Origin of the sequence: Sphingobium jiangsuense (genome assembly GCF_014196495.1) — a bacterium.
Classification (GTDB): Bacteria; Pseudomonadota; Alphaproteobacteria; order Sphingomonadales; family Sphingomonadaceae; genus Sphingobium; species Sphingobium jiangsuense.
On record NZ_JACIDT010000002.1, the window covers coordinates 307,535 to 333,555 of the forward strand.

General features: G+C 66.9%; 27 protein-coding genes and 1 tRNA gene. 18 read left to right on the top strand and 10 right to left on the bottom strand.

What is annotated here, in order from left to right; all coding sequences use genetic code 11:
* Positions 1 to 151: 151 nt before the first annotated feature.
* Positions 152 to 682 carry a gamma carbonic anhydrase family protein gene (locus tag GGR43_RS03955; RefSeq protein ID WP_188070641.1) on the top strand — a complete coding sequence of 177 codons (531 nt, stop codon included), beginning with the start codon at positions 152 to 154 and terminating at the stop codon, positions 680 to 682.
* A gap of 245 nt (positions 683 to 927) precedes the next feature.
* On the opposite strand, the gene GGR43_RS03960 is transcribed toward GGR43_RS03955, so the two are convergent.
* The 4 genes from GGR43_RS03960 to GGR43_RS03975 all read right to left on the bottom strand — a co-directional run bounded on the left by GGR43_RS03960 (position 928) and on the right by GGR43_RS03975 (position 4,295).
* Positions 928 to 1,818, bottom strand: coding sequence for a dienelactone hydrolase family protein (locus GGR43_RS03960; RefSeq protein ID WP_188070642.1), 891 nt, complete (start codon positions 1,816 to 1,818; stop codon positions 928 to 930).
* Positions 1,819 to 1,929: 111 nt separating this feature from the next.
* Positions 1,930 to 2,769, bottom strand: a complete 840-nt coding sequence (gene fghA, locus GGR43_RS03965) for an S-formylglutathione hydrolase (RefSeq protein ID WP_188070643.1) — start codon at positions 2,767 to 2,769, stop codon at positions 1,930 to 1,932.
* Positions 2,770 to 2,774: 5 nt separating this feature from the next.
* A complete protein-coding gene (locus tag GGR43_RS03970; RefSeq protein WP_188070644.1) occupies positions 2,775 to 3,158 on the bottom strand; it encodes a VOC family protein in 384 nt (127 codons plus the stop codon).
* Between the two features lie 24 nt (positions 3,159 to 3,182).
* Positions 3,183 to 4,295 carry an S-(hydroxymethyl)glutathione dehydrogenase/class III alcohol dehydrogenase gene (locus GGR43_RS03975; RefSeq protein WP_188070645.1) on the bottom strand — a complete coding sequence of 371 codons (1,113 nt, stop codon included), beginning with the start codon at positions 4,293 to 4,295 and terminating at the stop codon, positions 3,183 to 3,185.
* Positions 4,296 to 4,390: 95 nt separating this feature from the next.
* Between GGR43_RS03975 and GGR43_RS03980 the strand changes: the two genes are divergently transcribed.
* From GGR43_RS03980 to GGR43_RS04010, 7 genes are all read left to right on the top strand, one after another.
* Positions 4,391 to 5,281, top strand: coding sequence for a LysR substrate-binding domain-containing protein (locus tag GGR43_RS03980; protein ID WP_188070646.1), 891 nt, complete (start codon positions 4,391 to 4,393; stop codon positions 5,279 to 5,281).
* Positions 5,282 to 5,321: 40 nt separating this feature from the next.
* On the top strand, positions 5,322 to 7,403 hold the full coding sequence (locus GGR43_RS03985) for a protein-disulfide reductase DsbD family protein (protein WP_188070832.1): 2,082 nt from the start codon (positions 5,322 to 5,324) through the stop codon (positions 7,401 to 7,403).
* The gene (locus GGR43_RS03990; protein WP_188070647.1) at positions 7,400 to 8,143 is read left to right on the top strand and encodes a TlyA family RNA methyltransferase; all 744 of its coding nucleotides are present in this window, start codon (positions 7,400 to 7,402) and stop codon (positions 8,141 to 8,143) included. Before GGR43_RS03985 ends, GGR43_RS03990 begins: the two co-directional genes overlap by 4 nt.
* A gap of 268 nt (positions 8,144 to 8,411) precedes the next feature.
* Positions 8,412 to 8,960, top strand: a complete 549-nt coding sequence (locus tag GGR43_RS03995; protein WP_188070648.1) for a TspO/MBR family protein — start codon at positions 8,412 to 8,414, stop codon at positions 8,958 to 8,960.
* Between the two features lie 32 nt (positions 8,961 to 8,992).
* Positions 8,993 to 9,244 (top strand): accessory factor UbiK family protein, encoded by a 252-nt coding sequence (locus GGR43_RS04000; protein ID WP_188070649.1) that lies wholly within the window; start codon positions 8,993 to 8,995, stop codon positions 9,242 to 9,244.
* Between the two features lie 161 nt (positions 9,245 to 9,405).
* Positions 9,406 to 9,912: a type III secretion system chaperone family protein gene (locus tag GGR43_RS04005; protein ID WP_188070650.1), complete on the top strand. Its 507-nt coding sequence runs from the start codon at positions 9,406 to 9,408 to the stop codon at positions 9,910 to 9,912.
* Positions 9,913 to 10,001: 89 nt separating this feature from the next.
* Positions 10,002 to 10,820 carry a pyrroline-5-carboxylate reductase family protein gene (locus GGR43_RS04010; RefSeq protein ID WP_188070651.1) on the top strand — a complete coding sequence of 273 codons (819 nt, stop codon included), beginning with the start codon at positions 10,002 to 10,004 and terminating at the stop codon, positions 10,818 to 10,820.
* Positions 10,821 to 11,071: 251 nt separating this feature from the next.
* Here GGR43_RS04010 and GGR43_RS04015 read toward each other — a convergent pair whose 3' ends face one another.
* Complete coding sequence (locus tag GGR43_RS04015; RefSeq protein ID WP_188070652.1) at positions 11,072 to 11,563, bottom strand: MarR family winged helix-turn-helix transcriptional regulator; 492 nt, start codon at positions 11,561 to 11,563, stop codon at positions 11,072 to 11,074.
* A 252-nt stretch (positions 11,564 to 11,815) separates the two neighbouring features.
* Here GGR43_RS04015 and GGR43_RS04020 point away from each other — a divergent pair.
* The 6 genes from GGR43_RS04020 (at position 11,816) to GGR43_RS04045 (ending at position 16,932) form a co-directional block, all read left to right on the top strand.
* A tRNA-Gln gene (locus GGR43_RS04020) sits at positions 11,816 to 11,890 on the top strand.
* Between the two features lie 479 nt (positions 11,891 to 12,369).
* Entirely contained in the window at positions 12,370 to 12,525 is a 156-nt protein-coding gene (locus tag GGR43_RS04025; protein WP_188070653.1) for a hypothetical protein, read from the top strand.
* A 145-nt stretch (positions 12,526 to 12,670) separates the two neighbouring features.
* Positions 12,671 to 13,459, top strand: coding sequence for an ABC transporter substrate-binding protein (locus GGR43_RS04030; protein WP_188070833.1), 789 nt, complete (start codon positions 12,671 to 12,673; stop codon positions 13,457 to 13,459).
* Between the two features lie 271 nt (positions 13,460 to 13,730).
* Positions 13,731 to 15,689 (top strand): pilus assembly protein TadG-related protein, encoded by a 1,959-nt coding sequence (locus GGR43_RS04035; protein ID WP_188070654.1) that lies wholly within the window; start codon positions 13,731 to 13,733, stop codon positions 15,687 to 15,689.
* Positions 15,689 to 16,291, top strand: a complete 603-nt coding sequence (locus tag GGR43_RS04040; RefSeq protein ID WP_188070655.1) for a TadE/TadG family type IV pilus assembly protein — start codon at positions 15,689 to 15,691, stop codon at positions 16,289 to 16,291. Before GGR43_RS04035 ends, GGR43_RS04040 begins: the two co-directional genes overlap by 1 nt.
* Positions 16,288 to 16,932, top strand: coding sequence for a TadE/TadG family type IV pilus assembly protein (locus GGR43_RS04045; RefSeq protein WP_188070656.1), 645 nt, complete (start codon positions 16,288 to 16,290; stop codon positions 16,930 to 16,932). Before GGR43_RS04040 ends, GGR43_RS04045 begins: the two co-directional genes overlap by 4 nt.
* Before the next feature lie 64 nt (positions 16,933 to 16,996).
* Here GGR43_RS04045 and GGR43_RS04050 read toward each other — a convergent pair whose 3' ends face one another.
* From GGR43_RS04050 to GGR43_RS04070, 5 genes are all read right to left on the bottom strand, one after another.
* A complete protein-coding gene (locus GGR43_RS04050) occupies positions 16,997 to 18,205 on the bottom strand; it encodes an ABC transporter permease (RefSeq protein WP_188070657.1) in 1,209 nt (402 codons plus the stop codon).
* Positions 18,205 to 18,918 carry an ABC transporter ATP-binding protein gene (locus GGR43_RS04055; protein ID WP_188070658.1) on the bottom strand — a complete coding sequence of 238 codons (714 nt, stop codon included), beginning with the start codon at positions 18,916 to 18,918 and terminating at the stop codon, positions 18,205 to 18,207. The genes GGR43_RS04050 and GGR43_RS04055 overlap by 1 nt, the downstream gene beginning before the upstream one ends.
* Entirely contained in the window at positions 18,911 to 20,275 is a 1,365-nt protein-coding gene (locus GGR43_RS04060; RefSeq protein WP_188070659.1) for an efflux RND transporter periplasmic adaptor subunit, read from the bottom strand. Before GGR43_RS04060 ends, GGR43_RS04055 begins: the two co-directional genes overlap by 8 nt.
* Positions 20,276 to 20,293: 18 nt before the next feature.
* The gene (locus GGR43_RS04065; RefSeq protein ID WP_188070660.1) at positions 20,294 to 21,745 is read right to left on the bottom strand and encodes an efflux transporter outer membrane subunit; all 1,452 of its coding nucleotides are present in this window, start codon (positions 21,743 to 21,745) and stop codon (positions 20,294 to 20,296) included.
* Between the two features lie 284 nt (positions 21,746 to 22,029).
* A complete protein-coding gene (locus GGR43_RS04070) occupies positions 22,030 to 22,473 on the bottom strand; it encodes an Rrf2 family transcriptional regulator (RefSeq protein ID WP_188070661.1) in 444 nt (147 codons plus the stop codon).
* A 105-nt stretch (positions 22,474 to 22,578) separates the two neighbouring features.
* Between GGR43_RS04070 and GGR43_RS04075 the strand changes: the two genes are divergently transcribed.
* The 4 genes from GGR43_RS04075 to metB all read left to right on the top strand — a co-directional run bounded on the left by GGR43_RS04075 (position 22,579) and on the right by metB (position 25,967).
* Positions 22,579 to 23,052 (top strand): group III truncated hemoglobin, encoded by a 474-nt coding sequence (locus GGR43_RS04075; protein WP_246343315.1) that lies wholly within the window; start codon positions 22,579 to 22,581, stop codon positions 23,050 to 23,052.
* Positions 23,049 to 23,324 carry a TehB family protein gene (locus GGR43_RS04080; protein WP_188070662.1) on the top strand — a complete coding sequence of 92 codons (276 nt, stop codon included), beginning with the start codon at positions 23,049 to 23,051 and terminating at the stop codon, positions 23,322 to 23,324. Before GGR43_RS04075 ends, GGR43_RS04080 begins: the two co-directional genes overlap by 4 nt.
* A gap of 61 nt (positions 23,325 to 23,385) precedes the next feature.
* A complete protein-coding gene (gene hmpA, locus GGR43_RS04085) occupies positions 23,386 to 24,597 on the top strand; it encodes an NO-inducible flavohemoprotein (protein ID WP_188070663.1) in 1,212 nt (403 codons plus the stop codon).
* Positions 24,598 to 24,800: 203 nt separating this feature from the next.
* Positions 24,801 to 25,967 carry a cystathionine gamma-synthase gene (gene metB / locus GGR43_RS04090; protein ID WP_284276866.1) on the top strand — a complete coding sequence of 389 codons (1,167 nt, stop codon included), beginning with the start codon at positions 24,801 to 24,803 and terminating at the stop codon, positions 25,965 to 25,967.
* Positions 25,968 to 26,021 lie beyond the last annotated feature (54 nt).

Genomic DNA, 26,021 nt, shown 5'->3' on the forward strand with positions numbered 1-26,021 from the left:
GGAGCGATGGGGCGGTGGCGGCGGGTCAGGCTCTCCCGCCGTCACCGCCCCGTTAAAACGGGGGCCCGATCTTGTTAAAGCAGGGGCCGCCGGGTAAACGGACCTCGACAAGCCGGCCGGTTCCGGCCGCAACAGGAAGAGGGTAGGCGCGATGCCGCTTTACGAGTTCAACGGACATTCGCCGGTTCTGCCCGAGGACGGTTCGGCCTGGGTCGCGCCTTCCGCCGATCTTGTCGGGGACGTGCGGCTGGGCGCGGAGGCGAGCATCTGGTTCGGCGTCGTCATCCGCGCGGACAACACCCCCATCACCATCGGCGCGCGCAGCAATGTGCAGGAACAGGTGGTGATGCACAGCGACGAGGGCGTTCCCTGCACCGTCGGCGAAGGGGTGACGATCGGGCATCATGCGATGCTGCACGGCTGCACGATCGGCGACAACAGCCTGGTCGGCATGGGTGCGACGATCCTCAACCGCGCGGTCATCCCCGAAAATTGCGTCGTCGGCGCCGGGGCGCTGGTGACCGAGGGCAAGATATTCGAGCCGGGCAGCCTGATCGTCGGCGTGCCGGCCAAGGCGGTGCGCAAGCTGGATGAAAGCAACATCGCCCAACTGCGGGAAAGCGCGGCGGCCTATGTCGCCAAGGCGAAGGCGTTCGCGGCGGGGTTGCGCCGGGTCGATTGAGGGACGGGCGGTTTGCGGGTTAAGAGCTGACTTGATCCTCCCCTCCCCTGAAGGGGAAGGGCTAATGTCGCATAACCACCTAAAACCCGCCATTTATTCCCGTCATGCCAGCGCAGGCTGGCATCTCAGGAGGCGGCGCGCGACATGGCCTGCGACCCCAGCCTGCGCTGGGGTGACGGTAAAGATGAGCGTCTGCTCCTTGCCTCAAACGGCTGAATGCAAACCGTCCCGCCGCCCGCTTCGCCTCAGAGATTGGCCTCATAGGTCGCGAGCATGCGCGCCCAGGCCTTTTCCGCCTGCACCGGGTCGTAGACCGGGGAATCGATCGTGCACCAGCCATGCTGGGCGGGATAGACCTCTATCTCGGCGGGGAGGCCCGCGGCCTGCGCGGAGGCCTTGAGCACGTTCTTGGCGTCGGGCTGGCGCTCGTCGTCATTCTGCGCGATGGCGATGAGCAGCGCGGCCTTTATCTTCGCGAACTGCTTGTGCGGGCTGTCCGGCGTGTCGTTCACCATGTTCGCGCCGTGGAAGGAGGCCGCCGCGCCGACGCGATCAGGCCGTGCCAGCGCAGTGCGGATGGTGAAGGGGCCGCCCATGCAATAGCCGCAGCTGCCGATCTTGTGCCCGGTATCGACCTCCGCCTGCCGGTCGAGCCAGTCGACGAAAGCGCCCGCGTCGCTGACGGTCGCCGCCGGGTCGATCGCCGCGATCATCGGCTTCAGCCGCGCCTGTCCCGCCTCGCTGCGCCATTCGGCAAAATCCTTGAGGATCGGAGCGGGGGCGGAGCGATAATATTGGTTGACGACGAGCACCGCATAGCCCGCGGCGGCGAGCCGCCTGCCCATCACTTCATAGGCTTCGCGCAGCCCGGCGATGTCCGGCCACATGATGACGGCGGGGCGTTTGCCCTGCACGGGGTAGGCGAAAAAGGCGTCGGCGGTGCCATGGGGCGTCGGGATCTTCACGGTGCGGGATGCCGTTTCCAACTCCGCTCGCTTGTCCGCGCCGGACGCGCAGCCGGGGAACAGGGCCAGCGCGGCGGCGCTGGCGCCCGCCAGGCCGAACTGGCGCCGGTCGATCCCCTGACGCGCGGTCAGCCATCGCGCATTTTCGGCTTCGCTATATTCGTCGCACATCGCGCTATCCTCCCTGCCTTCATTGGCCTGTCGCTACGGAAAGGGAGGATAGCGCATCGTTGCGTTACGGCAAGCCGCCGCCGCCAGTGCCTGTCGATTACAGGGCGCGCCTTATCCCTTCAGCCGCCCGGCGTGCCAGCGGACATGCTCGGCCATGAAGGTTGAGATGAAATAATAGCTGTGGTCATAGCCCGGCTGCATGCGGATGGTCGCGCGCTGCCCCGCCCGGTCGCACGCCTCGCGCAGCAAATGGGTCTTGAGCTGCTCGGCAAGGAAGCTGTCGGCCTCGCCCTGATCGACCAGCAGGTCGGGCAGGCGCGCGCCGCCGTCGATCAGCGCGCAGGCGTCATAGTCCGTCCAGGCCGCGCGATCCTCGCCCAGATATCCGCCCAGCGCCTTGTGGCCCCAGGGGCAGTTGAGCGGCGAGACGATCGGCGCGAAGGCCGAGGTCGAGCGGAAACGGCCGGGATTGCGCAAGGATATGGTGAGTGCGCCATGGCCGCCCATGCTGTGGCCGGTGATGCCCTGCCGGTCCATGTCGGCGGGGAATTGCGCGGCGATGAGGGCGGGCAGTTCCGTCTCGATATAGTCGCGCATATGATAATGGGTGGAGAAGGGCGCCTGCGTCGCATTGACGTAGAAGCCCGCGCCGAGGCCGAAATCATAGGCGCCCTCAGGGTCATCGGGCACGCCTTCACCACGCGGCGAGGTGTCGGGCGCGACGAAGATGATCCCGGCGTCCGTGCAGGCAGCGCGGAACTCGCCCTTTTCCGTCACATTGGCATGGGTGCAGGTGAGGCCGGACAGATACCAGAGCACCGGCAGCTTCGCCCCCGGCGCATGATCCGGCACGAAGACGGAGAAGGTCATCTCCGTTCCCGTCGCGCTGGACGCATGCTTGTAGACGCCCTGCGTGCCGCTGAAGCTCCTGTTGGTGGAGATGGTTTCCATGCCGCTCATTCCCTGGGGCCGACATTGGGGGCGAAGGCGCAGATCTTGTTGCCGTCGGGATCGCGCAGATAGGCGCCGTACATATTGCCCGGCGATTTCGGGCGGAAGCCCGGCTCGCCCTCCGACGTGCCGCCCGCCGCGACGCCGCCTGCGTGGAACGCATCCACCTCCGCATAGCTTCTCGCCTTCAGGCCGAGCGTGTGGCCGTTGCCGAAGCTGGCCGCCTCGCCATTGGCGGGCGGGGCGATGATGATCGCCCCGCTTTCGGAAGGATAGATCACGCCCGTGGGATAGGGCGCCGCGGCATAGCCGAGCGCGCCCAGCGCCGCGTCGTAGAATTTCTTCGACTTCTCGATATCGTTGGAGCCGAAATAGACATGGCTGAACATGGGGCGTCCCCTTCCTGTTTCCGATCAGAACACCACGACGGAGCGGATGCTCTTGCCCGCGTGCATCAGGTCGAACGCGGTGTTGATTTCCTCAAGGCCCATGACGTGCGTGATCATCGGGTCGATCTCGATCTTGCCGGTCATGTACATGTCGACGATCTTGGGCACATCGGTGCGGCCCTTGGCGCCGCCGAACGCGGTGCCGCGCCAGTTGCGCCCGGTGACGAGCTGGAACGGGCGGGTGCTGATCTCCTTGCCCGCTTCCGCGACGCCGATGATGATCGAGGTGCCCCAGCCGCGATGGCAGGCCTCCAGCGCGGTACGCATCACCTCGGTATTGCCGGTGGCGTCGAAGGTGTAGTCGGCGCCGCCATCGGTCAGCTCGACGATCTTCGCGACGGTCTCCTCGCGCGACAGGCCCTTCGAGTTGAGGAAGTCGGTCATGCCGAAGCGGCGGCCCCATTCCTCGCGGTCGGGGTTGATGTCGACGCCGATGATCCTGTTCGCGCCGGCGAGGCGCGCGCCCTGGATGACGTTGAGGCCGATGCCGCCCAGGCCGAAGACGACGACATTGTCGCCCACCTGCACCTTGGCGGTGTTGACGACCGCGCCGACGCCGGTGGTGACGCCGCAGCCGATATAGCAGCTCGACTGGAACGGCGCGTCCTCGGGGATCTTCGCGACGGCGATTTCCGGCAGCACGGTGAAGTTGGAGAAAGTCGAGCAGCCCATATAATGAAAGATCGGCTGGCCCTTGTAGGAAAAGCGGGTGGTGCCGTCCGGCATCAGGCCCTTGCCCTGCGTCGCGCGGATCGCGGTGCACAGGTTGGTCTTGCCCGAAAGGCAGCTTTTGCACTGGCGGCATTCCGGCGTGTAGAGTGGGATCACATGGTCGCCCGGCTTGACCGAGGTGACGCCCGCGCCGACTTCGCGCACCACGCCCGCGCCTTCATGGCCGAGCACGGAGGGGAATATGCCCTCGCTGTCGAAACCGTCGAGCGTATAGGCGTCGGTATGGCAGATGCCGGTCGCCATGATTTCGACCAGTACCTCGCCGGGCTTCGGCCCTTCGAGGTCGAGTTCGACGATTTCCAGCGGTTTTTTGGCTTCGAAAGCTACGGCTGCACGGGTTTTCATGATCTGTGTGACTCCTCTTTGCGGCTGTCTTTACGAGAGGGGGCCGAGTGCAATAAAGACGCGTACAGGCAATTCACTGTTGCGGAAATGGAATAATGTCCAATCGCTGGCATGGTATAGACGAATTCGTGGCGGTGGCCACTACCGGCAGCTTCGCCAACGCGGCCAAGATGCTGCAAATGCCGACCTCCACCGTCAGCCGCGCCGTCGCCCGGCTGGAGGCGCAGGTGCGCGCGCAGCTGTTCTACCGCACCACGCGCAAGGTGGTGCTGACCGAGAATGGCCGCGTGTTCGTCGACCATTGCCGCCGCATCATCGCCGAGCGGGAGGAAGCGTTCGCGGCGCTGAGCGCCACCGGCGAGCCGGGCGGCGAGCTGCGCATCACCTGCTCGACCGCGCTGGGCGAGGGCTTCGTCGCGCCGATCGTGCAGGATTTCTGCCTCGCTTGGCCGCAGCTGAGCGTGACGCTGGACCTCAGCAACCGCATCGTGGATCTGATCGCGGAGGGCTATGACCTCGCGATCCGCACCGGCGACCTCAGCGATTCCCGCATGGTCCGCACCCGCATCGCGGCCCGGCGCCTCTACAGCTGCGCCTCGCCGGGCTATCTCGCCGCATCGGGCACCCCGCAGGAGATCGAGGATCTGGAGGGGCATAACTGCCTGATCGGCAGCTCGGCCAACTGGCATTTCGAGGTCGGCGGCGCGGATCGGGTGTTCCGGCCCAAGGGGCGCTGGCGCTGCAACAGCGGCGAGGCGGTGGCGCGGGCGGCGCTGGCGGGCATCGGCATCTGCCAACTGCCGGAATTCTATGTGCTGCGCCATCTCGCCTCAGGCGCGCTGGTCGAGGTGCTGCCCGATTATCGCCGCCGCGAGGAGCCGATCTGGGCGGTCTACCCCGAACGGCGGCACCTGATGCCCAAGGTGCGCCTGCTGGTGGATAGCCTCAAGGAGCGGCTGGGCCCGGCATTGGTCGCTATAAGTTGACTGGACGGGCCGACCGGCCTAGCCGCTGAAGACAGGCATGATGCGGATTTTCTCTTTCTTCCTGACGATCATCGCGGCGGCACTGCTGGCTGGCGGCACGGGTGCGCGGGCCCAGTCCCCATCCCAGCTCCTGCTGCCGGGCGGCGGCCCGCATATGGCCGGGCATCTGGAAGCGGAAAATCCGACCCCCGCGCCGGGCGGGACGGTGACGCTCGCCCTCGTGATGCAGCCGGAGGCGGGCTGGCACGGCTATTGGGAAAACCCCGGCGATGCGGGCGTGCCGACCGAGCTGAAATGGACCCTGCCGCCGGGCGTTTCCGTGGGGCCGATGCGCTATCCGGTGCCCGATGTGCTGCTGGTGTCCGGGCTGATGAACCATGTCTACAAGGGGCGCTATGCGATCCTGATGGACCTGAAGCTGCCCGCGACGCTGAAGCCCGGCGCGACGCTGCCGATCCGGGCGCGGGGCAGCTGGCTGGTCTGCTCCGATACGGTGTGCGTGCCGGAACAGGGTGATCTGGCGCTCGACCTGACGGTGGGCAGGCCGGGGCAGGAAGAGGCCGTGCACCGGGCGGCGTTCGATGCGTATCGCCGCGCCCTGCCGCGTCCGCTGGGCGGAGAGGCCCGGTTCGAGGGCGACGGCGCGGGTGGCCTGCGCCTGGGCATCCCTTTTCCGCGCGACGCGGCGGTGAAGGACGCGCATTTCTTCCCGCTGACCAGCGGCGCGCAAAGCTATGCCGCGCCGCAGAGGATCGGGCGGGAGGGTGATCGCCTCGTGATCGCGCTCGACGGTTTCGCGGCGCCCAAGGCGGCGCTGGAAGGCGTGCTGCGCATCGGCGCGGATCAGGGCATCGCGATCCGCGCCACGCCGGGACCGGTTCCCGCAATTGCCGGGAGCGATGGCGGCGTCTGGCGGCTGGCGCTGCTCGCCTTTGGCGGCGCGGTGCTGGGTGGGCTGCTGCTCAACATCATGCCCTGTGTGTTTCCGATATTGAGCCTCAAGGCGATGAGCCTGCTGCGCAGCGGCGCGTCGCCCGCCCATGCCCGGCGCGAGGCATGGGCCTATACGGCTGGCGTGGCGCTGACCTGCGTGGCGCTGGGCGTGGCGGTGCTGGCGTTGCGGGCGAGCGGCGAGAGCGTCGGCTGGGCGTTCCAGCTGCAAAGCCCGGCGGTGATCGTCGCGCTGCTGGCGCTGTGCGTGGCGATCGCGCTCAACCTTGCCGGACTGTTCGAGCTGGCGCCGGTGCAGGTCGACGGCGCGCTGACGACCCGGCGCGGCCTGACGGGCGATTTCTGGAGCGGCGTGCTGGTCGCTTTCGTCGCGACGCCCTGCACCGGCCCGTTCATGGCGACGGCGCTGGGGACGGCGCTGGTGCTGCCCGCCGGGGTGGCGATGGCGGTCTTTGCCGGGCTGGGCCTCGGCATCGCGCTGCCCTTCCTGCTGCTCGCCTATATTCCGGCGTTGCGCGCGCGCCTGCCGCGCCCCGGCCCGTGGATGAAGCGGGTGCAGCGCTGGCTTTCCATCCCGATGTTCGCGACCGCCCTCGCGCTGCTCTGGCTGCTCTGGCGGCAGGCGGGCGGGGCCGGGCTGGCGCTGGGCGTGGTGCCGGCGGCGCTGGTGGCGGCGCTGCTCTGGTGGCTGGGGCGGCGGCAGCGGGGCGGGCGCCACACCAGTGGCCTGGCGATCGCCGCCGCCTGCGCGCTGGCGGTCGTCGCGGGCAGCGGCGCGGTCGGCCTGCTCGCGCGCGAAGGGCTTGCCCGTCCGGACGGCGACGTGCCGGGCGATGCGTTCAGCGCCGAGGCGCTGCGGCAGGCACGGGCGGGCGGCGGGCCGGTGTTCCTCTATTTCACCGCCGACTGGTGCCTCAGCTGCAAGGTCAACGAAGCCGCCGCGATCGACCGCGCCGAGGTGCGCCGGGCGTTCGACAAGGCGGGCGTGCGCCTGATCGTCGGCGACTGGACCAGAGGCGACCCTGCGATCACCCGCTTTCTGGAGCAGCATGGCCGCTCCGGCGTGCCGCTCTATCTCTGGTATCCGGCGGGCGGCGGGGAAGCGCGCGAGCTGCCGCAGATATTGACGCCCGCGCTGCTCACCGGGCTGGCCGAAGGGGCGGGCGCATGAGCAGGAAGGCGCGGGCGGACCAGTTGCTGGTGGATCGCGGCCTTGCCGAAAGCCGCACCAGAGCGCAGGCGCTGATCCTCGCCGGGCTGGTGTTCAGCGGCGAGCGCAAGATCGACAAGGCGGGGCAGCAGCTCGCCGCCGACAGTGCGCTGGAGGTGCGCGGGCGCGACCATCCCTGGGTGTCGCGCGGCGGCATCAAGCTCGCCCATGGCCTCGACCATTTCGGCTGGGACGTAGCCGGCGCGGTGGCGATGGACGTGGGCAGCTCTACCGGCGGCTTCACCGACGTGCTGCTGACCAAGGGCGCGGCGCGGGTCTATGCGGTCGACAGCGGCACCAACCAGATCGCCTGGAAGCTGCGTACCGACCCGCGCGTTATCGTGCACGAGCAGACCAGCGCGCGCATCCTGACGGCGGAGCATATCCCCGAACCGATCGGCCTGATCGTCTGCGACGCGAGCTTTATCGCGCTGGCCAAGGTGCTGGAGCGCCCGATGCACTTCGCCGCGCCCGGCGCGCGGCTGATGGCGCTGATCAAGCCGCAGTTCGAGGCGGGCCGCGAGGAAGTGGGCAAGGGCGGCGTGGTACGCGATTCTGCCGTGCACGAACGGGTCTGCGCGCAGGTGCGCGGCTGGCTGGAAGGGCAGGGCTGGGCGGTGGAAGGCGTAGCGCCCAGCCCGATCACCGGGCCGGAGGGCAATGTCGAATTCCTGATCGCGGCGCACCGCCCCGGCGCTTGAGGTGGTTCACCCTTACCGTCACCCCGGCGCAGGCCGGGGTCTCAGGCCTTGTCGCGCGCCATCTCCACAGATGCCAGCCTTCGCTGGCATGACGAGATAAGCATGGCCACAACCGCGCCTTTCCTGTCTCTTTGCGGGATCCGACAAATATCTTGCGGTGCAACGCGAATCTGCCCACATTCGTAACAGGTGATGGGGATTCGAGGCACTGCGCGGCAGTTGCGGCGCTTTCCTTTCCCCGGCGGCACCGGCGAGCGGAAGGGCAGGAATGAATGAAATCGCGTCGCAGGCCCAGTTGCGCATGTCCTATGTGCGATGGGCGCTGTTCACGGTTCCGGCGATCGTGTTTCTGGGGATGCTGTCCGGCAGGATAGCGGACAGCGGCTACGGCAATCGCTGGTTCGCCTCGCTCGCGAAGCCCGATTTCATGCCGCCCGGCTGGGCGTTCGGTGTGGCGTGGACGCTGCTCTACATACTGATGGGGCTGGCGCTGGCGGTCATCCTGCATGCGCGCGGCGCGCGGCTGCGCGGCGCGGCGATCGGCACCTTCCTGGTCCAGCTTGCCGCCAACTATGCCTGGTCGCCGCTCTTCTTCCGCGCCCATATGGTGACGGAGGCCTTCTGGCTGCTGCTCTTCATTCTTGCGCTGTCCATCGTCACGACGGCCCTGTTCGCGCGCATTCGCACGATCGCCGCCGTGCTGATGCTGCCCTATCTCGCCTGGCTGGTGTTCGCCGGCGTGCTGAACCATTCGATCGACAGGTTGAACCCCGACGCGTCGAGTTTTGTTGTTCCCGCCCTCAAAACCCGTATATGATGGCCGCTTAACCGCATTTTTCCGAGGCTGTCATGCAAAGCGAGAACCGTTTCTTCGACGATTTGGGCCGGGTGATCAACGGCGCCGCCGGGACGCTGGCCGGGATGGGCCGCGAGATCGAGGCCAATGCCCGCGAAAAGGCGAAGCATTGGGTGGCCGGACTCGATTTCGTCAGCCGCGAGGAATTCGACGCGGTCAAGGCGATGGCCGCCGCCGCGCGTGAGGAGGTGGAGGCGCTGAAGGCCCGCCTCGACGCGCTGGAGGCGAAGGGCAAGGGCGACTGAGACTGCCCGCCCCCATCTGCCGTGGCGCCCGGCTACGGCGCGTGCGACTTATCGACAGACTATCCACAGGTTTTTCCACCTTTTTGCGGTATCAACGGGCATCGCAAGATGATAGATGATGCGCCGGACACCGCGACAAGGCGCAGAAAAACAGAAATTGCATGATGGGGAACGACGAATTCGAGCAGGATGGCCAGGAGGCCGAGCCGCTGGACATGCTTGCCAGCTATTTCGAGGCGAACGGCTGGACCTTCCAGCAAAATGGCGAAGACGAGATTTCCGCCAAGATTCCGGGCAGCTGGGCGCAATATGAAATCCGCGCCATCTGGCGGCAGGAAGATCAGGTGCTCCAGCTTCTCGCCATGCCCGACATCCGGGTGCCGGAAGACAAGCGCGGCACGATCTACGAGACGATCGGCCTGATCAACGAACAGCTCTGGCTGGGGCATTTCGAGTTGTGGTCGTCCACCGGCGTCGTCCTGTTCCGTCACGGCGCGCTGCTCGGCAGCAGCGAGACGCTGACGCTCGATCAGGCGCAATTGCTGGTCGAGGCGGCGCTGGACGAATGCGAACGCTTCTACCCGGTGTTCCAGTTCGTGCTGTGGGGCGGGAAAACCCCGGCCGAAGCGATCATCGCGAGCATGATCGAGACGCGCGGGGAGGCGTAGGGGCGCTCCCGTCATCCCGGCGCAGGCCGGGGGGGGGGGGGCTCCGTCGCGTGCTGCCCAAGACGCCCGAAAGCAGAAAGGTTGCAACGATGCTCGAACGCTTTGATCGGCCGCTGTTTCTGGTCGGATGCGGCAATATGGCCGGGTCCATGCTGTCCCGCTGGCTGGAAAGCGGCCTTGCGCCCGCCCATGTCACGGTACTGCGGCCCAGCGGCAAGCCGGTGGGCAACGGCGTCCGCGTGATCTCCTCCTTTCCCGACCGCCTGCCCGAAGAGGCGCTGGTGGTGCTGGGGATGAAGCCGCAGCAACTGGCGGCCGTCGCGCCGGACCTGAAGGCGCGCTGGCGCGAGGACCTGATTCTGGTGTCGCTGCTGGCGGGGGTATCGGTGGGGCGCCTGGCGGAGGCCGTCGCCCCGCGCGAGGCGGTCGTGCGGGTGATGCCCAACACGCCGGTGGCGCTGGGCAAGGGAGTGTGCGCGCTCTACGCCGACCCGGCGCTCGATGCCGCGCGGCGGGAGGCGGTGCAGGCGTTGATGGTGCCGCTGGGGCTGGCCGAATGGATCGCCGGGGAAGAGCAGTTCAATCTGGTGACGGCGCTGACCGGCTGCGGCCCGGCCTTCCTCTTCCGCTTCATCGACGCGCTGGCGAGGGGCGCCCGCGATCTGGGGCTGGAAGAGGGGCAGGCGCTGCGTTTCGCCACCGCGATGGTGGAAGGCGCGTCGGCGCTGGCGGCGCAGGCCGACACGGACCCCGGCACGCTGGCGGACCGTGTCGCCAGCAAGGGCGGCATGACGCGCGAGGGGCTGGACGTGATGGACAAGGACCGCCGCCTCGACGCGCTCATCCGCGACACGCTGAGCGCCGCGCGCGACCGGGGCGAGGAACTGGAGCGGCTTTCGGCGGGCTGATATATTTCAGGATCGGTCTACAGTCAGTTCAGGCGGAGCCGAGAAACATGCTATCCGAGCTACCGGAGCGCAGCGACCTAAAGGGTCGTGAGCACCGACGCGCAGGATAGCGCGGTTTGCAGGCCCGCATGGGCTGAACAGAGACCGCTCCTAGACTCTGTCCTGTTCAGATTGAACCGGACAGAAACTGGAAATTCCTTGTTTCCCACGTTTTCCGAGCCGTCAGATGTGCCATCTGACTTGAAAACGCTTTAGTGGTCGCGCAGGGCGGCGACCATCTGCCTGTCCTGTTCGGGGATCAGGCCTTCCAGCACATGCCAGAAGCCGGACACCGACCCTTGCCCCGCCTGCACATAGGCGGAGGCCATTTTTGCGCGCAGCGCCTCGAACAGGCGGGCTTCCAGCTTCGCGCCCTCGATGGTGAGGTGCAGCAGCTTCTGCCGCCGGTCCTGCTTGCCGGGGCGGGTTTCGACAAGCTGGCGCTCCACCAGCTCATTGAGCACGCGGCCCAGCGATTGCTTGGTGATGGCGAGCAGCGCCAGCAATTCGCTGACCATCAGGTCGGGCTGGCGCGCGATGAAATAGAGCGCGCGCTGGTGCGCCCGTCCCAGATCCTGTTCGGCAAGGATGGCATCGACCGAGCGCGTCAGATGGCTATGCCCGAAATAGAGCAATTCTATCCCGCGGCGGATTTCATCCTCGCGCAGAAAGAGGGGGGATGCTGTCGAACCGGTGCCAGTCATGGGAGGTTGTTGTTGGCCGCTTTCGCCGGAATTGGCAAGCGGGAAGGCGGCGCGAACCATGCCGGGGCGGGACATGGCCCTGCGAATGCTTGCCGATCATCCGCTTTCCGCGAAAAAGCGGGCCGGGGAAGGGAGCGAACAGCGAGGGCAGAATATTGCAAAACCCATATTCCCTTTCGCGCGATAGCCGCTATATGCGCTGGCAGACATAGGGTCGGGCAAGGGCGGACGGCGCCGGTCCGGCACCCATATTGGGGCGTAGCCAAGCGGTAAGGCAGCGGTTTTTGGTACCGCCATGCGCAGGTTCGAATCCTGCCGCCCCAGCCACATTTCAGCCAGGAAAGTGACACTGCCGGCCATCGGTTGCCGCGATGCTGCGTCATCGCGGCACGCCCCGCACGCATCGTTTCGAGAAGGCGCGGCAACGGGATGCGAATAATTCTCAATTTACGGCGAGCCGCGCAATGTGCGCCTGACATTGCGCTACGGGTTCTGACCCCGGCTCCGCGCGTGCCGGGATCAGCGGCCCTGCCAGTCCTGCCGGATGAGTTCGGCGGCGCGCCAGCCGATCACCATCGCGGCGGCGCAGATGGACGGCATAGTGACCACCGCAGGGATGAGGAGGCCCGCATTGGGTAGATGGTCAAATGTCGCGAACAGGTTAGGGACTACGGGAAACAGCCTGCCGCTGCAAAACCAATGATAACTAATCAACGATTAGATAGGTTGCCCAGCGCAAGGGCTATGAGCTTATCCGCCAGGCCGTGGTGGAGTACCGGGGAGGGCGGAAGGATGAGGATATCGGGGTGATGATCGCCACCCTCTGGTCCGCCATATACGGGTTCGCGCTGCTGCGCTCCCGCGCGATGATCCAGCCCGACAACGAGATCATCGATCCGGCCTCCGAGGATCTGGCCGACGCTATCGTGCGAAACGCGATAAGATTGGTGCGGGATCTTTAGGGGCCGGGGACGCGAGGCCCGACCGTCCGTCGCCCTTGTGTCCCGCAGGCGCACTGCTAAAGAATGCGGCCCGATGCCGCAGATAAAGCCTTTCCCCTACGCTTTCGCCTTGCCCCTACTGCTGGCGGGTGCTCCGCCGGCGGCGATGCTGGCCCATGGCCGGGCCATGCCCGCCGCGCGGGCGGAAGAGCCGCCGCGCAGGATCGTGTCGCTCAACCTGTGCGCCGACCAGTATCTGCTGGCGCTGGCCGATCGCGGGCAGATTGCCGGTCTCACCCACAATGCGGACAAGCCCGAAATGTCGGCGGCGGCGGCGCAGGCGCGGGGCCTGCGGATACTCGGCCAGTCCGCCGAGGAAGTTCTGGCGATCGACCCCGATCTGGTCGTCGGCATGCCCGCCCGGCGCAGCGCGGTGATGGTTCCGCTGCGCAACCGGGGCTATCGCTCGCTCGACCTGCGGACGGCGGAAAGCTTCGCGGATATTGTCGAGCAGACCCGCAAGGTCGCCGCCGCCGTCGGAAATCCCGCGCGCGGCGAGGCGCTGGTCGCGCATATGCAGCGCGAACTGGATGCCTTGCCCGCGCCCGGCAAGGGGCGGGTCGCCGCCTATTATCAGCGGCGCGGTTTCCTGACCGGCACCGGTACGCTGATCGACGACCTGATGCGGCGCGCGGGGCTGGTCAATCTGGCGGGCAGGCTGGGCAAGCCGCCGCTTTCCCGCCTGTCGATAGAGGAACTGGTCGCCGCGCGGCCCGATTTCATCATCGTCGACAGCGCGACCGACCAGGTGGGCGACCAGGGCACAGAGATGCTGCACCATCCCGCGTTGAAGGATATTCCGCGCATCCGCCTGCCGCAGGCGTGGACGGTCTGCGGCGGCCCCGCCTATGTGCAGGCGGCGCGCAGCCTTGTCGCGCAGGTCGGGCGCTACTGAGAGGGCCGGGGCAAGCTCGATCCTGCCTGCGCCTGAGCGGAAGGGACTTCATCCTCATCATCCCGGTAGCGGGAGACGGACCGCGAAAGGGATAGATCCCGCCGCGCCGATGCGCCTTTTCCGGTGCCGCGATTGGCCTGAGCCGAATGAATTACGGCGGCCGGTTTTTTGCCGCGCGGATGCGCATCATTGAGGTTTACTTCAAATTAACCAGACTATTCTAACAGATCCTTGAATTTGGGTGAAAACCCGAAGACGGGGGGTGGTTCGTATGTTCTCGAAAGAGAGAGGAAATATCAGCCTCAGGCGGCTGGCGCGGGATCAGGCGGGCAATACCATGGTGATGGCCGCCGCCGCCATGCTGCCGATCATCGGTATTCTGGGCGGCGGGCTGGATATCGGGCGCGTCTATATCGCCAAGTCCCGCATGCAGCAGGCCTGCGACGCCGCCGTGCTCGCCGCGCGCGGTTCCATGAGCGGCATCCAGTGGAAGACGGAGAACCAGCAGAAGGGGCTGGAATTCTTCCATACCAATTTCCCTTCCGGCAAATATGGCACGCAGAATATCGATGTCGCACTGAACGGGCAGAGCGACGGCAGCGTCGTCGCCACCGCCAGCGGATCGATCCCGATGACGCTGATGCGCGTCTTCGGCTTTACCCAGATGCCGCTGAACGTCACCTGCAAGGCGGAGCTGCAACTGCCCAATACGGACGTGATGTTCGTGCTGGACACCACCGGCTCCATGGCCGACCCCAATCCCGGCGACGCGGACAGCCGCATCGTCGCCATGCGCGCGGCGGTGCTCTCCTTCTTCGATACGCTGGAAAATGCGCGAACGTCCGGTGCCGTCGTGCGCTATGGCTTCGTGCCCTATTCGGAAAGCGTGAATGTCGGCCTGCTGCTGAAGCGGGACTGGATGGTCGATTATTGGACCTACCAGTCCCGCGAACCCGACGGCACCACCATCACGCCGGGCAAGAGCACCACCAGCCCGACGCAGACATACAACACGGCCGTGGTCTGGCAATCCGGCACGATCGAGACGATCAAGAGCAATTTGCCGCTGGAGGATTGCGTTGCGCCGGCCAATGCGATGACGATCAACACCACCGTCAATGTCGGCTCGGTCCGTAAAACGCCCTACACCAATTCGCAGGGCGTGACCGGCGAGCAGACGGAGCAGGACAAGAAGCGCACGCGCAACGGCAGCACCTATTCCGTTTCCATATCCGGCGGCAAATGCGTGCTGACCGAAACCCGATACAATATGTACATCGATACGTGGACGGTCGTTACCATCCCGGAACCGGTGACGACCACCACCGGCGACACCACCAACTATTGGTGGAAGTACAAGCCGGTTACGTTCGATGTCCGGCCGCTGAAGGGCGATCTTGCCAACGGCCTCATGAAAGGCGGCAGCATCACGGCCACCCTCAACAACAATCACGCCTCGCGGACGGTGGCCTGGACGGGCTGCATCGAGGAGCGGGACACGGTGACGGGCACGGATTATACCGGCGCGCTCGACATGGATATCGATCTGGTGCCGAACCCGAGCGATCCCCGCACCCAGTGGCGCCCGGCCATGCCGAAGCTGGTGTATGCGCGTACCTCGATGACCGCCTACTCGCTGCCGGAGGTCCGCACGACATCCAACTATCAGAATGTCGGCGATTATATGTCCGGTACCTACGGCGTCTGCCCCTGGACCGCCTCCAAGCTGGGCACCATCACGACGCGGAGCGCGCTGAACACCTATCTGGGCAAGCTGACTCCGTCGGGCCAGACCTATCACGACATCGGCCTGATCTGGGGCGCGCGGCTGCTTTCGCCGACCGGCATCTTCGCGAGCGAGAACGCGGTCGCCAGCAATGGCGGGAGCATCTCGCGCCATATGATCTTCATGACCGACGGGCAGACCGACACCGAGGTCAACCATTATGACGCCTATGGCTGGCCCGCGCTGGACCGGCGGCGTTCGGCGGGCTTGCAGACCAAGGACCAGCAGGATGCGACGGTGGCGGCCCGGACCGAGGCGATCTGCACGGCGGCGAAGAGCAAGGGCATCACCCTGTGGGTCATCGCCTTCGGCACCGAACTGACCGAAATGCTGAGCGATTGCGCCACGCCCGGCCGCGCCTATGAAGCGACCAACGCGGCGGAGCTCAACGCCACCTTCGCGCAGATCGCCAGCAAGATCGCGCAGCTGCGGATCACCGACTGATGGTGGCGCGGGCTTTCCACGGGCGCCTGCGCGCCGACGAACGCGGGGCGGCGCTCATCGAGTTCGCGGCCGTCGCGCCGGTGCTGCTGCTGCTGTTGATGGGTGTGTTCGACATCGGCCACCGCCTATATATCCAGTCGGTTCTGGACGGCGAGATGCAGCGCGCCGGGCGGTCCTCCACGCTGGAAAGCGCCGCGATAGCGACGAAACAGGCGGTGATCGACCAGCGGGTCCGCAGCCAGGTGCTGAATGTGGGGACCGGCGGCACGGTGCACTTCACCCGGCGGGCGTTCCGTTCCTACGATCAGGTGCAGGCCGCGGAGGAGCCTTATATCGACGCCAATGACAATGGCGTGTGCGACAATGGCGAAACCTATGACGACTGGAACGGCAACCACGTGCAGGATGAGGATGGTGCGCGCAACAGCCAGGGCAATGCGCGCGACGTGGTGGTCTATACCGCGCATGTCAGCGTGCCGCGCCTGTTCCCGATGGCGCCGCTGCTGGGTTGGCCCGCAACGATGGAGGTGCAGTCCAGAACGACGCTGCGCAACCAGCCCTTCGCCGACCAGCCGGCCTCCGTCCTGAGGACCTGTCCATGATCAGGCGGCGCTCCCTTCGCGCGCTGTGCCGCGACCGGGCGGGGGTGGCGGCGGTGGAGTTCGCGCTTTCGCTGCCTTTGCTGCTTCTGCTGATGACGCTGGGCATCGAATATACCAATTATGTCCTCACCCGGAAGAAGATCAGCGAGATCGCCGCGCTGCTGGCGGATAACGCCTCGCGCATGGGCGACCAGTCCGTGCTCAGCAACAAGCCGATCACCGAGGCGGAGATTCAGGACCTGTTCGAAGGCGCGGTGTTGCAGGCGGGGAACCAGATCGACCTGCCGCAGAGCAGCCGCATCATCCTGTCGAGCCTGGAACGCAAGAGCGACGGGCACCAGTGGATCCACTGGCAACGCTGCTTCGGCACAAAGGCGCATGATCCGGTGTTCGGCCGGGAAGGCGATGGCAATAACGGCACGACCATCACCGGCATGGGGCCGCCCAGCTGGCGGGTCACGGCGGACGCGGGCAGCGCGGTGATGTTCGTCGAGATATCCTATCGCTACCGCCCGATCATCGGCCTGTTGCCGCTGTCCTTGCAGGATGTGACAGAGTTCGCGGCGTTCCGCGTGCGCGACGAGCGCGACCTGAGCGGCATCCATTCGGCAAACGGCGTGACGCCGGCCACCTGCGCCTGAGCCGCGTCGCCGGCTGCTGTTCGTGGCGCCCGCTATTCGTGGCGCCCGCTATTCGTGGCGCCCGCTATTCGTGGCGCAGCGCGTCGATCGGGTTGAGGCTGGCCGCCCGGCGCGCCGGGAAATAGCCGAACACGATGCCGATCAGGCCGGATATCAGGAAGGCGACGAGGTTGATCTGGAGGTCGAAGGTCCACGGCACCTGCATCAGCGGCGTGGCGATGGCGATCGCGACCTGCGCCAGCAGCAGGCCGATGATGCCGCCGAGGCAGGACAACACCACCGATTCGACCAGAAACTGCATCAGCACCTCGCGCGCGACCGCGCCGATGGCGAGGCGGATGCCGATTTCCCGCGTGCGCTCCGTCACCGACACCAGCATGATGTTCATGATGCCGATGCCGCCCACGACGAGGCTGATCGCCGCCACCGCCGCGACGATCCGCGTCAGCAACGTGGTGGTGCCGGTCAGCGTCTCGGAAATCTGCTTGGTGTCGAAGATGTTGAAATCATCTTCCTTGCTGCCGCCGATCCGCCGCCTTTCGCGCAGCAAATTGGTGAGCGCGCTTTGCACCTGCTCGGTCGAATAGGCTTCGTCCACGCCGACCAGGATCATGCGGATGTCGGTCGATCCGGTGAAGCGCCGCTGCACCGCCTTGATCGGCATGATGACGACATCGTCCTGATCGCCGCCGAAACCGGCCTGCCCGCGCGAGGTGAGGGTGCCGATCACGTCGCAGCTGACCTCGCCGATGCGGAAGCGCCTGCCGAGCGCGGGGGCGCTGCGGAAGAGGTTCCTCTCCACCGTCGATCCGATGATGCAGACGGACTTGCCCGCCTCTTCCTCCGCCGGGGTGAACAGCCGCCCGGAGGCGAGCGGCCAGGGCTGCACCTGAAAATAGGCGGAGGTCGTGCCGTTGATCGTGGTGGACCAGTTCGCGCCCTCATAGATCGCCGTCGCGGTGGACTGGGCCTGCGGGGCGACGGCCAGCACGCCCGCGATCTGCTGTTCTATCGCGGTGATGTCGGCCGGGTCGAAATCCTTGGGGCGCGGCCCGCCGCCGCCGCGGCCGAAGCCCTGACCGGGCCGGATCTGGAGGATGTTGGTGCCCAGCGCGGCGATCTGCTGCTGCACCGCCGCCGTGGTCGCCTTGCCCAGCGTCACCATGGTGACGACCGCGCCGACGCCGATGACGATGCCCAATATGGTGAGGAAGGAGCGCAGCACATGCCGCCGGATCGACCGCAGCGCGAGGAGGAGGATGGTGCCGAACATCAGCCTGCCGCCACCGCCGCGCCGCCCGTTTCCACCCGATCGATCAGGCCGTCGCGGAAATGGACGATGGTGCGCGCGAACCGGGCCATTTCCGGCTCGTGCGTCACCATCAAGATGGTCACGCCGGACGTGCGGTTGAGGTCGGCGAGCAGCTCCATGATCTCGATCGACCGCTCGGTGTCGAGATTGCCCGTGGGCTCGTCGGCCAGCAGCACCTCCGGATTGGTGACGATCGCGCGGGCGATCGCGACGCGCTGCTGCTGGCCGCCGGAAAGCTCGCCGGGCGTGTGGTGGTGCCAGTCCGCCAGCCCGACCTTGCCCAGCGCGGCCATCGCCGCGTCCCGCCGCGCCGCCTTCGCATCGCCGCGATAGAGCAGCGGCAGCTCCACATTTTCCAGCGCCGAGGTGCGGGCGAGCAGGTTGAACCCCTGAAAGACGAAGCCGAAATATTTCCGCCGCAGCAGCGCGCGCTGGTCGCGGTCCAGATTTTCGACATGGACGCCGCGAAACAGGAACGCGCCCGCCGACGGCACGTCGAGACAGCCGAGGATGTTCATCATCGTCGACTTGCCCGACCCGGATGGTCCCATCACCGCGACGAAATCGCCCTTCTCGATATCGAGGTCGATGCCCTTGAGCGCCTGAAAGGCGGTCGGGTCCTCGCCATAGACCTTGGTGATCCCGCGCAGGCTGATGAGCGCCGGATCAGCCACCGCGCCGGTTCCCCTGGCTCGCGGGCGTTTCCGACCCTTCGAGCTGGCCGGTGATGACCTCCATGCCGGGCTTGAGATTGTCCGACAGCACCTCGGTCTGCGATCCGTTGGTATCGCCGGTGACGATTTCCAGCGCCTGCGGCTTGCCGTCCGCCCCCTTGATCCACACCGTCTGGGTCGCGCCCCGGCCGATCGTCGCGCTGCGCGTGCCCCGGTTGCCCCGGCGCGGCGGGCGGAAGCTGATCGCGTCGGTGATGCCGCCCGAACTCTGCGGCGCGGCGGCGTCCCCTTCCTGCGGGGTGAAGCGCAGGGCGGCGTTGGGGATGAGGAGCGTCGCCTTCTTGTCGGACGTCACGATGTCCGCCGTGGCGGTCATCCCCGGCCGCAATTGCAGCTCAGGATTGGCGACCGAAAGGTCGGCGGCGTAGGACACGACCTGCCCGGTGCTGGACGAGGTGCCGCTGGTCGAGGAGGAAGAGGAGGACGCCGCCTGCGCCGACAGGTTCGACCCTATCTCGACGCGGGTGATGGTCGCCGGGAAGGTGCGGCCGGGAAAGGCGTCGACGGTGAAGGTCGCATTCTGCCCTTCCTTCACCGCGCCGACATCGGCCTCGTCGATCGCGACCTCCAGCTTCATCTTGCTGAGATCCTCGGCGATGACGAAGAGGGTGGGGGTGTTGAACGAGGCCGCGACGGTCTGGCCGGGGTCGACCTGCCGCGCCAGAACGACGCCGGATACGGGCGAGCGGATGATCGCGCGCGACCGCTGCGTCTGGTTCTGCGAGAGGGACGCCTGACTGGCGAGCACATTGGCCTGCGCCACCTTCAGCGCGGCATTGGCGCGCTGCACATCGGCGCGCCCGGCCTGCAATTCGGTGTCGGACGGCACGCGTCCGCCCGACAGCTTGCGCACCTCCTCCAGCCGGGCGAGCTGGGCCTGCGCCTCGGCCAGCGTGGCGCGGGCCTGCTCCACCTGCGCCTGATTGGCGGCGAGCTGCGCGCGGCTCTGGCGGATCTGGTCCTCGATCTGTTCCGGGTCGATTTCGGCAAGGGCCTGCCCCGCGACGACGCGATCATTCACATCGACCAGCACTCGCGTCACGAGGCCGGAAAGCTGCGAGCCGACCGTGACCTGGCTGGTCGGCGCCAGCTTGCCGGTGGCCGAAACCGTGGTGACGAGCTGCCCGCGCTCCACCTTCGCGGTCGCGTAATTGGGCGTTCCCGACCCACCGAAATAGCGCATCAGCAGGACCAGCAGCAGGATGAGGACGAGCGCCGCTATTCCCCATTTGAGGTAGCGACGCCATGCGGGCTGAGGCTTCACGCCCAGAAATTCTTCGATGTCCTGATCTGCCATGGTCGGCCTGTTCCTGTGTCAATCGTCTCTGGGCGGCGCGGTGGGGGTGACGGAGGCATCCCAGCCGCCGCCCAATGCGGCATAAAGGGCGATCAGCGCCGCCGCCTTGTCCGCGCGCGCCTGGACAAGGCCGTTGCGCGCGGAGACGAGCGCCGCTTCCTGCGTGTTGAGCGTGGTGAAATCGGTAAGGCCGGAGCGATACTGGCTGCGGGCGAGCAACGCGGAATTGAGCGCGGCGTCATAGGCGATGGCGAACAGCGCCTCCCGCTGCGTCGCGGCGCGCAACGCGACGCTGGCGTTCTCGGTGTCCTCCAGAGCGGTCAGGATAGCGGACCGATAGGCGGCGAACGCGCCGTCGGCGGCCGCCCGGCTCGACCGCACCTGCGCGCTCAGGCGCCCGGCGTTGAAGATCGTCTGGCTGATGCCCGCGAACAGGCCGCCGGTGATGGTGTCGAACAGCGAATTGAAATCGGAGGAATTGGCGTCGAGGCTGCCGCTGATCGTCAGGCGGGGGAAAAGCTGCGCCTTCGATACGCCGATCTGCGCGGTCGCCGCCGCCAGCGCGCGCTCGGCCGCGCGGATATCCGGGCGGCGGCGCAGCAGGTCGGCGGGGATGCCGATGCCGACGGCCTGCGGGCCGGTGGGGATCGGACGCGCCTCTGCCAGCGCCGGCTTCAGCGCGCCTGGCGCCTGCCCGGTCAGCACCGCGATGCGCGATACGGCGGCGTTATATTGCTGCTCGATCTGGGGAATGTTCGCCGCGCTCTGCGCCCGGCTGGCGCGCGCCTGTTCCTGATCGACCGAGGAGACGAGGCCCGCCTGCACGCGAAAGCCCGCTATCTCCAGATTGTCGTCCTGAATGGCGAGGCTGGCCCGCGCATTGTCGAGCTGGGCCTGATAGGCGCGGGCGAGCACATAGTTGCGCGCGACCTCGCCCTGCACCGACAGCAGGACGGTGGCGTAATCGAAGCCGCTCGCCTCATATTGCGCGCGGCTGGCCTCGACCGAGCGGCGCACCTCGCCGAACAGGTCGAGCTGATAGCTGGCGTCGAGGCCCGCCGAGAAGCTGTCCCGCCCCTGGCCGCCGGTGGTGGTTACGGTGCCGTCCGGCAGGGTGACGGTGGCGCCGCCGCCCCGTACGGGCTCCGTCCGGTTATAGCCCGCAGAGCCGCTGAGCGAGGGGAACAGGTCCGCCCGGCTGGCGACGAGCGCCTCGCGCGCCTGCCGCAGCCGGGCTATGGCCTGCGCGATATCCAGATTGGCCCTGGCGGCCTGCTCGACCAGCTGGCTGAGCAGCGGATCGTCGAAGCGGGTCCACCAGCGGTTGAGGTCCTCCGCCTCCGTCTCCGCCGTGACGGACCATGTATCCGGCACCCCCAGCTCCGCCGCGCTTTTGGGACGATAATCGGGACCGACGCTGCATGCCGTCATCGTCATCAGGCCCAGCAGCAGAAAAGGGGTACGCGCCATGGGCGGCAAACTGTCATAGAGCCGCTGCCGCGTCCAGCCGCAAAATCGGGGCGATTATATCCGGTGCAAATGTGGGCCTTAACCGGTTGGATGCCCAGGAATATGCGGGCTGGCAGAAACTAGGGTCGATCGATATTTAGTTCAGGTGGAGCCGAAACCGAAGGCGACCGTAGGTCAAAATCGTGATTTTCGAGCATCGGAGCGCAGCGGACTTAAGGTCCGTGAGCACCGAAGCGCAGAAAAGCGCGATTTGCAGGCCCGCATGGGCTGAATATCGATCGACCCTAGGCCGCCTGCCCCGGCGGGGCGGACCAGCTGGCCAGCAGGCTTTCCATCATGTCGCGCTTGTCGAGCAGGTCAGCGAGGCTGTAGTCGTCCAGCACCGCCAGAAAGGCCGCCAGCGCCTTGTGCAGCGCGGCGGTGAGGCCGCAGGCCGGGGCGATGACGCAGGACCCGCAATCGACGAGGTCGAATCCGTCCTCGGTATGGCGGACGACCTGCCCCACATTGATGTCCTGCGGCGGACGGGAAAGGGCGATGCCGCCATTGCGGCCGCGCACGCTGTGCAGATAGCCCGCGTTCACCAGATCGTTGACGACCTTCATCAGATGGTTCTGCGATATGTCGTAGGACCGGGCGATTTCGGCGATGGAGCACAGCCGCCCCGGCCGCGCGCCCAGATAGAGCAGCACACGCATCGCATAATCAGTATAGCGCGTGAGGCGCATTCCGTTTCCTGTCTCACCTATGCCCGTTTAAATCATGTATAATGATTGCATGTTTTTGTCCATGCGTATAGATGTATCCGTAATACATGATTTGGAGTCGCGGCGATGGCCGGCTTGGGGATGACGGAAGAGGGGTTGGGAAGGCTGGTCGATGCCTTCTACGCCCGCGTGCGCGCCGACGCCGAACTGGGGCCGATCTTCAACGACGCCATAGCCGACTGGCCGGAGCATCTGGACAAGCTGACCGCCTTCTGGTCCTCCGTCATGCTGACCAGCGGCCGCTACAAGGGGCAGCCGGTGCCCGCCCATCTCAAGCATCGCGACCGCATCACGCCGCAGCTGTTCGACCGCTGGCTGGCGCTGTGGCAGGCCACCACCGACGAGATGATGGCGCCTGATGTCGCCGCGGCGTTGCAGGCCAAGGCGGCGCGGATCGCCGAGAGCCTGCAACTGGCGATGTTCTTCCGCCTCGGCCCCGCGCCGGGGCGCTGTCCCGTCCCCCATGCCGTATCCGCGAAGGCCCATGTCGTTTCCGCGAAGGCCCATGTCGTTTCCGCGAAGGAGAGTGCGCGGCAATGACCCGGCCGGTTCCCTATCGCTCCACCCCGATATTCGATCAGGACAGCCTTCCGCAAGCGCTCCGCAACCGCCATTCGACCAAGGACGGCGTCTGGGGCGTGATCCGGGTGGTGGAGGGGCGGTTGCGCTATACCTGTCTGGAGCCGTTTTCCGAAACGCTCCTCGACCCCGGATGCCCGATGGTGATCCAGCCCCGGCAACCCCATTTCGTCACCCCGGTCGGCGCCATGACGATGCAGGTCGATTTCTACAACCAGCCCCCGGACGGCTGAGCGCCGGACGGCTTCCAACCATCTGATTCCTTTCTATTTCGTTCACCTACAGGAGAAGTTGATGTCACAGACACTCAGCGAGCAGACCATTACGCTCGTCAAAGCCACGGTGCCCGCGCTGGAAGCGCACGGGCTGGACATCGTGCGGGAAATGTATTCGCGCATGTTCCAGAACCCGGAGATCCGCGACCTGTTCAACCAGTCGCACCACGGCGACGCGGGGTCGCAGCCGCGCGCGTTGACGGCGGCGATCCTCGCCTATGCCAGCAATATCGACAATCTGGGCGCGCTGGCCCCGGCGGTGGAGCGGATCGCGCAGAAGCATGTCGGCCTGCAGATCCTGCCCGAACATTATCCCTATGTCGCCGACGCGCTGCTCGGCGCGATCAAGGCCGTGCTGGGCGACGCGGCGACGGACGAGATACTGGGTGCCTGGGGGGAGGCCTACTGGTTCCTCGCCAACATCCTGATCGCCCGCGAAGAGCGTATCTATGACGAGCAGAAGGACGCGACCGGCGGCTGGAACGGCTGGCGCGATTTCCGCATCGAGGAAGTGGTCGAGGAAAGCAGCGTCATCAAGTCCTTCGTGCTGCGTCCGGTCGACGGGCAGGGCGTGATGGATCACAAGCCGGGCCAGTATCTGACGTTCTGGCTCGAAATATCCGGCCACCCGCCGATCAAGCGCAACTATTCGATCTCCGCCGCCGCCAACGGCCAGACCTACCGCATCTCCGTCAAGCGCGAGCCGCAGGGGCTGGTTTCGGGCTGGCTGCACGAGCAGGCCGGTGTCGGCACGGTGCTGAAGGTCGCCCCGCCCGCCGGCGAATTCTTCCTGCACGAGCACCCGGAGCGCCCGGTCGTGCTGCTGTCCGGCGGCGTCGGCCTGACCCCGATGGTCGCGATGCTGGAAACCATCGCCGCGCGGCACCCGGACCTGCCGACCTGGTATGTCCACGGCACCCACGACCGCCATACCCACGCGATGCGCGACCATGTGCGGGCGCAGGCGGCGCGCGGCAAGGCGATCACCGTCGTCGATTTCCACCAGACGCCGCTCGCCGACGAGGTGGCCGGGCAGGATTACGACCATGCGGGCATCATCACCGACGGCTGGCTGATCGACAATACGCCGGTGGCGCAGGCGGATTATTATATCTGCGGCCCGCGCCCGTTCCTGCGCGCCGCGGTTTCCAGCCTGTCGCTGGCGGGCGTGCCGTCCGACCGGATCCATTATGAATTCTTCGGACCGGCCGATGAGCTGCTGGCGGCCTGACGCCGCGCCGCGCTGAATGAATCGCCCGGCCATGGGGGCGCCCCTGCGCGCTTCCCATGGCCGGGATGCGCATTTGGGGCAGGGCGGGAAACGGCCCTTACCCAAGGCGCGCAACAGGGCTATGGTGCCTGCGCCGGATTTGGGGGGAGGCGGCGACGGACAGACGAACGACAAAAGGCGAACAGCAAAAGGAGTGTGACCGCGTGAGCGAGCAGGACAGGACAGGTCTGGAACCCCAAAGCATCGCAGCCGCCCATGGGGTCGCGAGCGATCCTGCCTTCGGCGCGGTGGCGCCCCCGCTCTACATGTCGAGCACCTATGAATTCGCGGGATATGAGCAGCCGCGCGCCTATGATTATGGCCGCCTCGCCAACCCGACCCGCGACCTGCTGGTCGAGGCGCTGGCGCAGCTGGAAGGCGGGGCGGGGGCGGTCGTCACCTCCAGCGGCATGGCGGCGATCGACCTGCTGGTCGGGCGGCTGCGCCCCACCGACCTCGTGGTCGCACCGCATGACTGCTATGGCGGCACGATGCGCCTGCTGAAGGCGCGGGCGGAGCGCGGGCATATCCGCCTGCGCCTCGTCGATCAGGGGGATGAGGCCGCCTATGCCGCCGCGCTGGCCGAGGGAGCGGCGCTGGTGCTGATCGAAACGCCCAGCAACCCACTGATGCGGGTCGTCGATATCGCCGCGCTGGCCGCGCGGGCTAAGGCCGCCGGGGCTGCCGTCGCGGTGGACAACACCTTCCTGTCGCCCGCCTTGCAGCAGCCGCTGGCGCTGGGGGCCGATCATGTGATCCATTCGACCACCAAATATATCAACGGCCATTCCGACGTGATCGGCGGCGCGGTGATCTCCGCCGATGCGGATCAGGCGGCGCAGCTGCGCCAGTGGGCCAATGTCGTCGGCTGCGGCGGCGCGCCGTTCGATGCGTGGCTCACGCTGCGCGGCTTGCGCACGCTGTTCGCGCGGATGGAGATGCAGCAGGCCAATGCGATGGCGATCGCGCGGCATCTGGAGGCGCATCCGGCGGTCGCCGCCGTCCATTATCCGGGCCTGCCTTCCCATGCGGGGCATGCGGTCGCCGCCCGCCAGCAGCGCGGCTTCGGCGCGATGCTGAGCTTCGACCTTGTCGGAGGGGCCGAGGCCGCGAAGCGCTTCATCGCCGCGGTGCGGGTGTTCACGCTGGCCGAGTCGCTGGGCGGGGTCGAAAGCCTCGTCGCGCATCCCGCGACCATGACCCATGCGGACATGGGGGAAGAGGCGCGGGCGGTCGCCGGGATCGGCGACGGGCTGCTGCGCCTGTCGGTCGGGCTGGAGGCGGAGCGGGATCTGATCGCCGGGCTGGAAAGCGGCCTTTCGGCCTGCTGAAGGCGGGCGGGGGCGTTGCGTGCTTCCGGTCGGGCAGGGGTGCGGGACGGCGGG

Coding starts and splice junctions, on each gene's coding strand:
- GGR43_RS04010 (WP_188070651.1), top strand. CDS start 10,002: ATGCTCGAACGCTTTGATCGGCCGCTGTTTCTGGTCGGATGCGGCAAT.
- GGR43_RS03990 (WP_188070647.1), top strand. CDS start 7,400: ATGAGCAGGAAGGCGCGGGCGGACCAGTTGCTGGTGGATCGCGGCCTT.
- GGR43_RS04005 (WP_188070650.1), top strand. CDS start 9,406: ATGATGGGGAACGACGAATTCGAGCAGGATGGCCAGGAGGCCGAGCCG.
- GGR43_RS04065 (WP_188070660.1), bottom strand. CDS start 21,745: ATGGCGCGTACCCCTTTTCTGCTGCTGGGCCTGATGACGATGACGGCA.
- GGR43_RS04030 (WP_188070833.1), top strand. CDS start 12,671: ATGCTGGCCCATGGCCGGGCCATGCCCGCCGCGCGGGCGGAAGAGCCG.
- GGR43_RS03985 (WP_188070832.1), top strand. CDS start 5,322: ATGCGGATTTTCTCTTTCTTCCTGACGATCATCGCGGCGGCACTGCTG.
- GGR43_RS04075 (WP_246343315.1), top strand. CDS start 22,579: ATGGCCGGCTTGGGGATGACGGAAGAGGGGTTGGGAAGGCTGGTCGAT.
- fghA (WP_188070643.1), bottom strand. CDS start 2,769: ATGGAAACCATCTCCACCAACAGGAGCTTCAGCGGCACGCAGGGCGTC.
- GGR43_RS03975 (WP_188070645.1), bottom strand. CDS start 4,295: ATGAAAACCCGTGCAGCCGTAGCTTTCGAAGCCAAAAAACCGCTGGAA.
- GGR43_RS04015 (WP_188070652.1), bottom strand. CDS start 11,563: ATGACTGGCACCGGTTCGACAGCATCCCCCCTCTTTCTGCGCGAGGAT.
- GGR43_RS03960 (WP_188070642.1), bottom strand. CDS start 1,818: ATGTGCGACGAATATAGCGAAGCCGAAAATGCGCGATGGCTGACCGCG.
- GGR43_RS04035 (WP_188070654.1), top strand. CDS start 13,731: ATGTTCTCGAAAGAGAGAGGAAATATCAGCCTCAGGCGGCTGGCGCGG.
- GGR43_RS04080 (WP_188070662.1), top strand. CDS start 23,049: ATGACCCGGCCGGTTCCCTATCGCTCCACCCCGATATTCGATCAGGAC.
- GGR43_RS04050 (WP_188070657.1), bottom strand. CDS start 18,205: ATGTTCGGCACCATCCTCCTCCTCGCGCTGCGGTCGATCCGGCGGCAT.
- GGR43_RS04060 (WP_188070659.1), bottom strand. CDS start 20,275: ATGGCAGATCAGGACATCGAAGAATTTCTGGGCGTGAAGCCTCAGCCC.
- GGR43_RS03980 (WP_188070646.1), top strand. CDS start 4,391: ATGTCCAATCGCTGGCATGGTATAGACGAATTCGTGGCGGTGGCCACT.
- GGR43_RS04040 (WP_188070655.1), top strand. CDS start 15,689: ATGGTGGCGCGGGCTTTCCACGGGCGCCTGCGCGCCGACGAACGCGGG.
- GGR43_RS04000 (WP_188070649.1), top strand. CDS start 8,993: ATGCAAAGCGAGAACCGTTTCTTCGACGATTTGGGCCGGGTGATCAAC.
- GGR43_RS03970 (WP_188070644.1), bottom strand. CDS start 3,158: ATGTTCAGCCATGTCTATTTCGGCTCCAACGATATCGAGAAGTCGAAG.
- GGR43_RS04045 (WP_188070656.1), top strand. CDS start 16,288: ATGATCAGGCGGCGCTCCCTTCGCGCGCTGTGCCGCGACCGGGCGGGG.
- hmpA (WP_188070663.1), top strand. CDS start 23,386: ATGTCACAGACACTCAGCGAGCAGACCATTACGCTCGTCAAAGCCACG.
- GGR43_RS03995 (WP_188070648.1), top strand. CDS start 8,412: ATGAATGAAATCGCGTCGCAGGCCCAGTTGCGCATGTCCTATGTGCGA.
- GGR43_RS03955 (WP_188070641.1), top strand. CDS start 152: ATGCCGCTTTACGAGTTCAACGGACATTCGCCGGTTCTGCCCGAGGAC.
- GGR43_RS04070 (WP_188070661.1), bottom strand. CDS start 22,473: ATGCGCCTCACGCGCTATACTGATTATGCGATGCGTGTGCTGCTCTAT.